This window comes from Lacinutrix sp., from assembly GCF_023299985.1.
Taxonomy (GTDB): domain Bacteria; phylum Bacteroidota; class Bacteroidia; order Flavobacteriales; family Flavobacteriaceae; genus Lacinutrix.
The window spans coordinates 1-10,724 of record NZ_JALZVX010000138.1; the positions used below are offsets into that span (position 1 = coordinate 1).

The window sequence follows — 10,724 nt, forward strand, 5'->3', positions numbered from 1 at the left end:
ATCATACTAAATCAATTTTTAGCTATATTTGAAAAAAGGATTAAACTATAAATAATTTAATCCTGAGTTTTTAACTTACACAGATTTTGGGATAGTGTCATAGATTTTCTATTTCGAGTTTTTTTAGAAATCATTTTTTTTACATTGCTAAAATCTATTTCACAATTTTTTGGTAAGTTTATAACAAACTCTCCTTTATTATTAGTTCTTGTCTCATAGATAGAATCACTATCTTTTATAAGAAAGTAAATTTGACGATCAGCTAGAATATTTTTTTCTTTTCCAATTGCAGTACCAGTAATTAAGCAAGAATCAATTTGTTTTTCAACTGTTTGAGCAAAAGCTAAATTAATAAATGTTGTTCCAATAAATAGGCTAGATGCTAATGCGAAAGTTTTAATTTTCTTATAATAAATTAAAAACTCTACTTGGTCACTTCTAAGTATGACGCATTTATTTTTACCATAGTGGTTATTTGCAATGTCTTGTAATGAGGTTTCTGTTAAGTCAGGTAAAACAGTATCACATTTCATACACAACCTATTATTTCTGGCAAATTTCATATTGTGCAAATTCTCGGAACAAGCATTGTCATCAAGTAATACTTTTTTTAATTTCATTTTTTAGATTTCATTAACAAAAGCAACAGAATGACAAGCAACAATAGCAGCAGTTTCTGTGCGTAAGCGTGTTTCGCCTAAAGTTACAGGAATAAACTCCTTAGCAATTGCTACTTCTATTTCTTTAGTGCTAAAATCGCCTTCAGGACCAATTAAAATGGTTGTATTTTGATTTTGTTTTAATACTTTTTTTAAAGACTTTTTATTGGTTTCTTCGCAATGTGCCATAAATAAATCGCCTTTAAAATCTTGATTTATAAAATCTTTAAAAGTAATAGCGCTATTTAATTTAGGAAGATAACAACTTAAAGATTGTTTCATTGCAGACTGTAATATCTTCTCAAAACGTTCCTGCTTAATAACCTTACGCTCACTATGGTCGCAAATAATTGGTGTAATTTCTTGAATACCAATTTCTGTAGCTTTTTCTAAAAACCACTCGTAGCGATCGTTCATTTTAGTTGGTGCAACAGCTAAGTGTAAACGGTATTTAGATTGTTCTTGAAATTGTTTTGTGGTAATTTCTGCGTCGCATTTTTTTATATTATCAGAGAGTATCTTGGCAGAAAAAAACCAACCAGTACCATTAGTAATATGCATAATATCTCCAGATTTTTTACGCAAGACTTTTACAATATGTTTACTTTCTTCTTTAGAGAACGTAAATTGTTTGGTGTTTTCGGTAATTTCTGAATTATAAAATAGTTGCATTATAAAAATTAATCTATTGTTTCTTGAACTTTAAGCACATAAACTTCTTTAATAGTTTTAAGTCTATGTGTTTTTTTAACAATATAAAAGCCATTATTATCAGTAATACCTATGTCGAAAATATCGTTTACTTGGTGTACTAAATTATTAGCTTCTTCTTCTATTTCTATAGGTAATTGTCCATCTTTTATCCAACCAGAATCTCCTCCTTTTTTTGCATTATCTGCCATTGAGTATTTTTTTGCTAAATCACCAAACTCAATACCTTTACCATGTTTAAGCATGATTTTTTTACGAAGATTATAGATTTCACTAACTGGCATTTTATTTCCATCGAAAAAGATGTAACTAATTCTATAATGTGGTTCTTTTTCTTTTTTAATTACCTTATAATGTGTTTTTTTAAATTGAGTTCTTTCGGTTTTTGTGAATCCTGCAGGCATTTCTAAAAGTTCTTTGGCAAGACTACTTTTGTGGTTTTCTGTATTAAAAACCATAATTCTTTTCTTTTTTGACTTTTTTTCGCCAATATATTCTTCGGCTTGCTCTAGTGTTTCAATACCTCTAAGAACTTTTTTAGTGTCGTTTTGTGCAAAAGTAGAGAGTGATAAACTTAATAATAGTAGGAATAAGGTTTTATTCATTTTAATTTGAGTGTTTTTTAATTTAAAACACAAAAAAACAAAAAAATAAGGCTTCTATTATAATAGTTGAGAACGTTATCAACAAGATTTTAACAACTCAATTCTTGTGAATGTAAGAATGGAGTTGTTAAAATTTAGATTTAGAATGTTTCTTAATTAATTTGTAAATGAAGATTACCGCATTCACAAGTGTAAAACAATTGATACTATTGTAAAAATTACAATAATTTCTTTAAAGAAAATATTCAAATGTATTTATCTAATAAGTAGTCAACTTATATCTTCAATCTAGAAGAAGCCATAACATTCTGTTCAGCAAAATCGTTTTCCAAATACTTTAAATAACCAACAATACCAATCATTGCAGCATTGTCTGTGGTATATTCAAATTTAGGAACATAAGTAGTCCACCCAAATTTTTGTTCACCATCTTTTAAGGCTTTTCTAATGCCAGAATTAGCAGAAACGCCTCCACCAATAGCAATACTAGTAATACCAGTCTCTTTAGTTGCTAACTTTAACTTATCTATTAAAATACCAATAATAGTGTATTGAATAGATGCACAGATATCGTTTAAGTTTTCAGCAATAAAATTAGGATTCTTTTTTACTTCACGCTGTATGAAATACAACACAGCAGTTTTAAAACCAGAAAAACTAAAGTTTAAACCAGCAACTCGTGGTTTTGTAAATTGAAATGCTTTTGGGTTCCCTAATTGTGCTCTTTTATCTATTTCAGGACCTGCAGGATAGCCTAAGCCTAATATTTTTCCGCTTTTATCGTAAGCTTCACCAACAGCATCATCTATGGTTTCACCAATAACTTCCATATCAAAATAGTTTTTCACATTTACTATTTGTGTGTGACCACCAGAAATAGTCATGCCAAGAAAAGGGAATGTTGGTTTTGTAAAACCATCTTCTGCTATAAAATGAGCCAGAATATGTGCTTGCATGTGGTTTACATCTATTAAAGGAATGTTTAAACCATAAGCTAAAGACTTGGCAAAACTAGTGCCTACTAAAAGAGATCCCATTAAACCAGGACCACGAGTAAATGCTACAGCATGCAATTGTGCTTTGGCAATATTTGCTTCTTTTAAAGCTTGGTGTACAACTGGAACAATATTTTGTTGGTGTGCACGAGAGGCTAATTCTGGTACAACGCCACCAAATTCTTCATGAATTTTTTGGCTTGCAACAACATTGCTTAATACCTTGTCGTTACAGAGTATAGCAGCCGACGTATCGTCGCAAGAAGACTCAATAGCTAGTATGTAAATATTTTGTGAGGACATTTGTAAATATTCGGCATTATAATTGTTAATTTTGAATAGAAATTAATCAAGAAACAAAGGTAGTTTTTTTAACTTAAATCACGCATCAAGAAATTTCTAAAAATAGTAGGTAAGCTACTGGCAATTTTATTATTACTCTTCATCATTTTGGTGTTGGTATTATCTATTCCTGCTGTTCAAACTAAGTTAGGTAACTATGTTACAAAACATATTAATGAAGATTATAAAACCGATATTAATATTGGAAAAATAGGACTTCAGTTTAATGGTGATGTTGAATTAAAAGAAATTTTAATTCGCGATTTTAAAAAAGACACCCTTATTAGTGCTTCAGAATTAAATACTTCTGTATTAAACTTTAGCAATTTAATTGACAGTACATTAGATTTTGGAGATATAGATGTTGAAGATCTTATTTTTAACATTGTAACCTACAAAGGCGAAACAGATACTAATCTTGATGTTTTTGTATCAAGATTTGATAGTGACAATCCAAAACCAGTAAAAAGTAATTTTCTTTTATCCTCAAGCGATGTTTCTATTTATAGTGGTTCGTTTAATTTTATAAACGAGAACAAGGAAACACCTAAAATTATAGAATTTAATAAGCTAGATATAAACGCTACTAACTTTCTTATTAATGGTAGTAATGTAAGCGCACGTATAAACACATTGTCGTTTCTGGATAGTCGTGGATTAGTTGTTCAAAATTTATCTACCAATTTTGAGTACACGCTTAATAACATGGTTTTTAATAATCTTAATATTAAAACCAAGAATTCTACGCTTAAAGGAAACCTAACCTTTAATTACAATAGAGAAGATTTTAAAGATTTTGAAAATAAAGTAAAAGTAGATGCTAATTTTAGTGACGCAAATATAGCTTTAGATGAGTTAAATGTTTTTTATAATGAGTTTGGTGTTAACCAACGTGCACAATTTAATACCCAAATATCTGGAACTTTAAACAATTTAAAACTTAAAAATTTAAAGTTAAATACCAGTACGAGAACTAAAATTTATGGAGATATTAATTTTAAAAACCTTTTAAATAGTAAAGAAAACAACTTTGCTATGTACGGGGATTTTTTAAATTTAACTTCAAATTATAAAGATTTAAAACGATTGCTTCCTAATGTTTTAGGAGCTTCAATACCTTCTATATTCGATAAATTAGGAGATTTTACTATTACAGGAAACACAAATATTACACCTACAAAAATTGATGCAGATTTAAACATTAATACAGCACTTGGTTTAATAAACTCTAATTTAAGTTTAACAAATGTAAACGATATTGATCGTGCTACATATAAAGGAAATATTGTTTTCGACCAGTTTAATATTGGTGCCTTTTTAGAAGACCCAAACTTAGGCGAAATATCTTCTAATTTAGATGTTGATGGTTTTGGTTTTAAAAAGGAAAACCTAAGTACAGGAATTAAAGGAGATGTTTACTCTCTTATGTATAATAAGTACAACTACCAAAATATAGCTGTAAATGGTCAATATGCTCAAAGGGTTTTTAATGGAAAGCTAGTTGCTAACGATAAAAATTTAAAGTTAAATTTTAATGGATTAGCAGATTTATCTAAAGAAGTAAACGCATTCGATTTTTCTGCAAATGTAGAATATGCAGATTTAAGAAAACTAAACATTTACACAAGAGACTCTCAATCACTTTTTAAAGGCATTTTAGAGATGAAAATAAAAGGGACAACTTTAGATGATGCTGTTGGAAATATTACATTTCAAAAAACCAATTATAAAAACGAAACCGACGATTATTATTTTGAAGATTTTACAGTTACGTCAACCTTTGAAGGTAAAGAACACATTATTAATGTAAATTCTCCAGACATTGTAAAAGGCTCAATGCGTGGTGAGTTTTTATTTAAAGATGTTCCTAATTTATTAGAAAACTCTATAAAAAGTATTTATACAAGTCAATCACCAAATGCTATAGAAACAGATCAATTTATAAATTTTAATTTTAAAATTTATAATAAAATAGTAGAAGTGTTTTATCCAGATTTAAAGTTAGGAAAGAACACCTTTATAAAAGGTCGTGTAGAAACAGACGAGAATGAATTTAAACTTACCTTTAAATCTCCAAAAATAGAGTGGTTAGATTATTTTGCAAATACAATAGAAGTACAGGTAGATAACAAAAACCCACTATTTAATACTTATGTTGAAATAGATAGTTTAAATACTAATTTTTATAACTTATCAAAATTCAATTTAATTAATGTAACGTTAAACGATACGCTGTATATGCGTAGTGAATTTAATGGAGGCAAAACAAATACAGACGAATACAATCTTAGTTTCTACCATACTATTAATGAAAAAAACAACTCTGTAGTTGGTTTTAAAACAAGCGAAGTTAACTTTAAAGATAATCTTTGGAAGCTTAACGATGCTTCAGATAAATATAATAAAATTGAAATAGCAAACGGATTCAAAGATTTTAATATAGAAAAGTTAGTGTTAAGCCATAAAGGTGAAGAAATAAGACTTGCTGGTGTTATTAGAGATTCTACTTATAAAGATTTAAAGTTAAATTTTAAAGATGTTGATTTAGCAAAAATAACACCCAGAATTGATAGTTTAAAATTAGTTGGAAATGTAAATGGAAAACTAGATTTACTCCAGAAAAATGGTAGCTATCTTCCAAACTCTTCAATAACAATAGACGATTTAGAAATTAATAACACTTATTTTGGTTCGTTTGATGCTAATATTAAAGGAAACCAATCACTAACCAATTATACTGTAAAAGCAAAAATAAAAGACGATACAAAAAACACCTTTGAAGCCATTGGAGATATTGATGTGTCTTCTAAAAATGCTGCAATAGATGTAAATTTGCGTTTTAACGATTTTAATATTGGTATTTTATCACCTTTACTAGAACCAATTTTAAGTAACATTAGAGGTGATGTTTCAGGAAATATTGCAGTTATTGGAGATTTAAATAAACCTAATTTTAATGGTGCTTTAAAAATTAATAATGGTGGTTTAAAAATACCATATCTAAATGTAGATTTTGACTTTGCTAAAAATTCTTCAGTAACTTTAGATAATCAGAATTTTAATTTTAACGATATTAATATTACAGATGTTAAATATACTACAAAAGGAAATTTAGATGGCGTTATAAGTCATGTTAATTTTTCAAATTGGCGCTTAAATCTTGGCATAGAAACCAATAGGCTTTTAGTTTTAGACACCAAGGCAACCGAAGAATCTCTATACTACGGAACAGGTTTTATTAGTGGCATTGCAAATATTTTTGGACCAACAGAAGCGCTAAGAATCACTGCAGAGGCAGAAACTAAAAACGGTACAGAGTTTTACATTCCGTTAAGCGACGTAGAATCTTTTGGTGATAATTCTTTCATTCATTTTTTAACACCAGAAGAAAAATTGGCGAAATTGCAAGGCATCATTATTGAAAACAAAGACCTTTCTGGTTTAGAACTCTTTTTTGATTTAAACGTAACAGAAGATGCACTTATTGAAATTGTAATGGATAGAGAATCTGGAAGCACTATAAGTGGTAGAGGAGATGGTCAATTATTATTTAATATTAATACCAATGGGAAATTTGAAATGTTTGGAGACTTTATTGTTCATGAAGGTATTTATAATTTTTTCTATGGTGGCATTATAGAAAAAAAATTCAGTGTAAAACCTTATGATAGCTCAATTCAATGGGATGGAAACCCATTAGATGCAGAACTAAATATTCAAGCCATTTATAAAACAAGAACAAATCCGTCGCCATTACTAGACAATCCAATTAATAGAACAATTCCTGTAGAATTGGGAATTAGTTTAACAGGGAAGCTGGAAAGGCCAGAACCAGTTTTCGAGTTCGATTTTCCAAATGCAAATTCAACAATAAAATCTGAGTTAAATTACAGATTAGACTCTAAAGACGTAAAAGACAACCAAGCATTATATCTATTAACCACAGGTGGTTTTAACAGACAACTACAAGATATTAGTTTTACAGGTACCATAGCAGAGCGAATTAACGGATTAATAAACGGAATCTTTACAGATTCTGATAATAAAATTAAAATTGGTTTAAATTACGAAGCAGGACAACGTCGCCCAGATTATAATACAGACGATCGCGTTGGTTTTACATTGCAAACAAAAATTACAGACCGTGTACTTATTAACGGTAAACTAGGAGTTCCTGTTGGTGGAGCATCAGACTCGGTAATTGCAGGAGATGTACAAGTCGATTTTTTATTAAATGAAGAAGGTACACTAACTGCAACTGTATTTAATAGAGAAAATAGTATTAGAAATTTTGGAGAAGAGATTGGGTATACTCAAGGACTTGGTTTAGCTTATTCTGTAGATTTTGATACGTTTGGTGAATTAATTCGAAAAATCTTCAACAAAAAAGACAAAGAAACTTTAAAAGAAGATACCCAAGACAACTCTAATTCTGAAGATACAGAGAATAGACTTCCTGAAGGATTAGAGTGGAAAAAGAAGAAATAATACTCTATAATTCCTTAATATTTAACATTTTTTCAACAATTTCATTAACTAAAACGTTGTAGTAAAATTACACCTGTTAATTTTTAACAAATACATGTTATTATATAGATTTACTTTACTAGCTTAGCTATAAACAAAGTAATTAAATGTCTAAAAAGATAAAAAAAATTGGAGTAATGACGTCTGGAGGAGATGCTCCAGGAATGAATGCTGCAATTAGATCTGTAGCTAGAACTTGTGCTTTTCATGGTATAGAATGTGTTGGTATTTATCGTGGTTATGAAGGCATGATGGAAGGCGATTTTAAAGACTTAAGTGCAAGAACAGTTAAAGGAATAATTAATAAAGGAGGGACCGTTTTAAAATCTGCACGTTCTCAAGAATTTAGAACCAAAGACGGTAGAGAAAAAGCTTATAAAGCTTTAAACGCAAAAGGAATCGATGCACTAGTAACTATAGGTGGAGATGGAACGTTTACAGGTGCATTAATATTTAATCAAGAATATAACTTTCCAGTAATGGGTATTCCTGGTACTATAGATAATGATATTTTTGGAACATCACATACTTTAGGTTACGATACAGCATTAAATACAGTAGTAGAATCTATCGATAAAATTCGTGACACAGCAAGTTCGCATAATAGACTGTTTTTTGTAGAAGTTATGGGACGTGATGTTGGACACATTGCTTTAAATGTCGGTATTGGAGCAGGAGCTGAAGAAATTTTAATTCCTGAAGAAGACCTAGGTTTAGAAAGATTACTAGAGTCTCTACGACGAAGTAAAAAGTCGGGTAAATCTTCTAGTATAGTTGTAGTTGCTGAAGGCGATAAAATTGGTAAAAACGTTTTCGAGTTAAAAGATTATGTTGAAGAAAACATGACAGAATACGAAGTACGTGTATCTGTTTTAGGTCACATGCAACGTGGTGGTGCTCCATCGTGCTTCGATCGTGTTTTAGCTAGTAGAATGGGAGTAAAAGCGGTAGAAAGTTTAATGGAAGGCCAATCTAATTTTATGGTTGGTTTATTAAACGATAAAATTGCATTAACACCTTTAGAAAAAGCCGTAAAAGGAAAATCACAAATAAATAAAGAATTAATTCGTGTGTCTGATATCATGACCACTTAAACATTAATATTCCAAATAGTACTGATGTAAATTTCAGTATTAACTTAGGAAATAAAAAACAAATTATAAAATTATGTCAAAATTAAAATTAGGAATTAACGGATTTGGTAGAATTGGTCGTATTGTATTTAGAGCGACTGTAAAACGCGACAATGTAGATGTTGTAGCAATTAACGATTTGTTAGAAGTAGAGCATTTAGCATACTTATTAGAGTACGATTCTGTTCATGGAAGATTTGATGGTACTATTGAGGTAAAAGATGGTAATCTTGTTGTAGACGGAAAAACAATAAGAGTAACAGCAGAAAGAGATCCTAAAGACCTAAAGTGGGACGAGGCAGGAGCAGATGTAGTGGCAGAATGTACTGGTTTTTTTACAACAATGGAAACAGCAAATGCTCATATTCAAGGTGGTGCTAAAAAAGTAGTAATCTCAGCGCCAAGTAAAGATGCTCCAATGTTTGTAATGGGAGTAAATGATAACAAATTAACTGCAGACCATAAAATTGTATCTAACGCATCTTGTACTACTAACTGTTTAGCACCTTTAGCTAAAGTTATTGAAGATAATTTTGGTATTGAAGAGGCCTTAATGACTACTATACACGCTGCAACTTCTACGCAATTTACTGTAGATGGACCATCACGTAAAAATTACCGTTTAGGTCGTAGTGCAATAAATAATATTATACCTACTTCTACAGGAGCTGCAAAAGCTGTTGGTAAAGTAATTCCAGAATTAGATGGAAGAATAACAGGAATGGCTTTTAGAGTGCCAACCGTAGACGTATCTGTTGTAGATTTAACTGTAAAAACTAAAAAAGCAACTTCTTTAGCAGAAATTAAAGCAGCAATGAAAAAAGCTGCAAACGGTTCTATGGAAGGTGTTTTAGGCTATACCGAAGATGCCGTAGTATCTCAAGATTTTGTTAGTGAAACAAAAACAAGTGTTTTTGATGCAGATTCTGCAATAGAATTAAATTCAACTTTCTTCAAATTAGTATCTTGGTATGATAATGAATTTGGATATTCAAATAAATTAGTAGACTTAGCAGAGAAAATAAATAATCTATAAGCTTAACACATATAATAAAAATTTAAGTGCAGTCTAAGGTTTGTAAAAACTTTTACTGCGCTTTTTTTTATAATTTATTTAACCTAATTTTATATTATGATATTAATTGTTGATAGTGGTTCTACAAAATGTGATTGGATTGCAGTAGATGAAAATGGTAATCAATTACTAGAAAAAATTAGAACTAAAGGTTTAAATCCTGCCATACTTTCTAAAAAAAAATTAAGAAAGACTATTAAAAAAAGTAAGGAGCTAATAAACAATAGTGAAAAAGTTACCAATATATTCTTTTATGGAGCAGGTTGTGGCACAGAAAAACCAAGACTGGTTTTAAAAATTGTTTTACAACACATTTTTATAAATGCACATGTAGAAGTTAATGAAGATACTTTGGCAGCCGTTTTTGCGACTATTAACACTCCTGATGAAGCTGCAGTAGTTTGTATTTTAGGTACTGGCTCTAACTGTAGTTATTACGATGGTGAGAAGTTAGAACAGCGCGTAGATTCTTTGGGTTACACTTTAATGGATGATGCTTCTGGAAACTATTATGGTAAGCAATTAATACGAGATTATTATTTTAACCAAATGCCAGAGGATATAAAAATTGCTTTTGCAGATAAGTATAATTTGGAAGCAGATTTTATTAAGTACAATCTTTACAAACAACCAAATCCTAACGCTTACTTAGCAATTTTTGCTGAGTTTATGATTTT

General features: G+C 29.9%; 8 protein-coding genes. 4 read left to right on the forward strand and 4 right to left on the reverse strand.

Annotation, left to right across the window (positions count from 1 at the left end):
- Positions 1 to 56 precede the first annotated feature (56 nt).
- From Q0C58_RS07440 to tsaD, 4 genes are all read right to left on the reverse strand, one after another.
- Complete coding sequence (locus Q0C58_RS07440) at positions 57 to 620, reverse strand: hypothetical protein (protein WP_290699465.1); 564 nt, start codon at positions 618 to 620, stop codon at positions 57 to 59.
- Between the two features lie 3 nt (positions 621 to 623).
- Positions 624 to 1,331, reverse strand: a complete 708-nt coding sequence (locus Q0C58_RS07445) for a 16S rRNA (uracil(1498)-N(3))-methyltransferase (RefSeq protein ID WP_290699468.1) — start codon at positions 1,329 to 1,331, stop codon at positions 624 to 626.
- Between the two features lie 8 nt (positions 1,332 to 1,339).
- Positions 1,340 to 1,975 carry a peptidylprolyl isomerase gene (locus tag Q0C58_RS07450; RefSeq protein ID WP_290699471.1) on the reverse strand — a complete coding sequence of 212 codons (636 nt, stop codon included), beginning with the start codon at positions 1,973 to 1,975 and terminating at the stop codon, positions 1,340 to 1,342.
- A 275-nt stretch (positions 1,976 to 2,250) separates the two neighbouring features.
- A complete protein-coding gene (tsaD, locus tag Q0C58_RS07455; RefSeq protein WP_290699474.1) occupies positions 2,251 to 3,273 on the reverse strand; it encodes a tRNA (adenosine(37)-N6)-threonylcarbamoyltransferase complex transferase subunit TsaD in 1,023 nt (340 codons plus the stop codon).
- 150 nt (positions 3,274 to 3,423) lie between these two features.
- On the opposite strand from tsaD, the gene Q0C58_RS07460 reads away from it, so the two are divergent.
- The 4 genes from Q0C58_RS07460 to Q0C58_RS07475 form a co-directional block, all read left to right on the forward strand.
- The gene (locus Q0C58_RS07460; RefSeq protein ID WP_290699486.1) at positions 3,424 to 7,800 is read left to right on the forward strand and encodes a translocation/assembly module TamB domain-containing protein; all 4,377 of its coding nucleotides are present in this window, start codon (positions 3,424 to 3,426) and stop codon (positions 7,798 to 7,800) included.
- Positions 7,801 to 7,946: 146 nt separating this feature from the next.
- Complete coding sequence (gene pfkA / locus Q0C58_RS07465; RefSeq protein ID WP_290699477.1) at positions 7,947 to 8,933, forward strand: 6-phosphofructokinase; 987 nt, start codon at positions 7,947 to 7,949, stop codon at positions 8,931 to 8,933.
- Positions 8,934 to 9,006: 73 nt separating this feature from the next.
- The gene (gene gap, locus Q0C58_RS07470) at positions 9,007 to 10,008 is read left to right on the forward strand and encodes a type I glyceraldehyde-3-phosphate dehydrogenase (RefSeq protein WP_290699480.1); all 1,002 of its coding nucleotides are present in this window, start codon (positions 9,007 to 9,009) and stop codon (positions 10,006 to 10,008) included.
- 96 nt (positions 10,009 to 10,104) lie between these two features.
- On the forward strand, positions 10,105 to 10,724 hold a 620-nt coding region (locus Q0C58_RS07475), incomplete at its 3' end, for an N-acetylglucosamine kinase (protein WP_290699483.1).

Excerpts from the sequence above, each read along its gene's own strand:
- Q0C58_RS07440 (WP_290699465.1), bottom strand. The coding sequence starts at position 620 with ATGAAATTAAAAAAAGTATTACTTGATGACAATGCTTGTTCCGAGAAT.
- pfkA (WP_290699477.1), top strand. The coding sequence starts at position 7,947 with ATGTCTAAAAAGATAAAAAAAATTGGAGTAATGACGTCTGGAGGAGAT.
- gap (WP_290699480.1), top strand. The coding sequence starts at position 9,007 with ATGTCAAAATTAAAATTAGGAATTAACGGATTTGGTAGAATTGGTCGT.
- tsaD (WP_290699474.1), bottom strand. The coding sequence starts at position 3,273 with ATGTCCTCACAAAATATTTACATACTAGCTATTGAGTCTTCTTGCGAC.
- Q0C58_RS07450 (WP_290699471.1), bottom strand. The coding sequence starts at position 1,975 with ATGAATAAAACCTTATTCCTACTATTATTAAGTTTATCACTCTCTACT.
- Q0C58_RS07445 (WP_290699468.1), bottom strand. The coding sequence starts at position 1,331 with ATGCAACTATTTTATAATTCAGAAATTACCGAAAACACCAAACAATTT.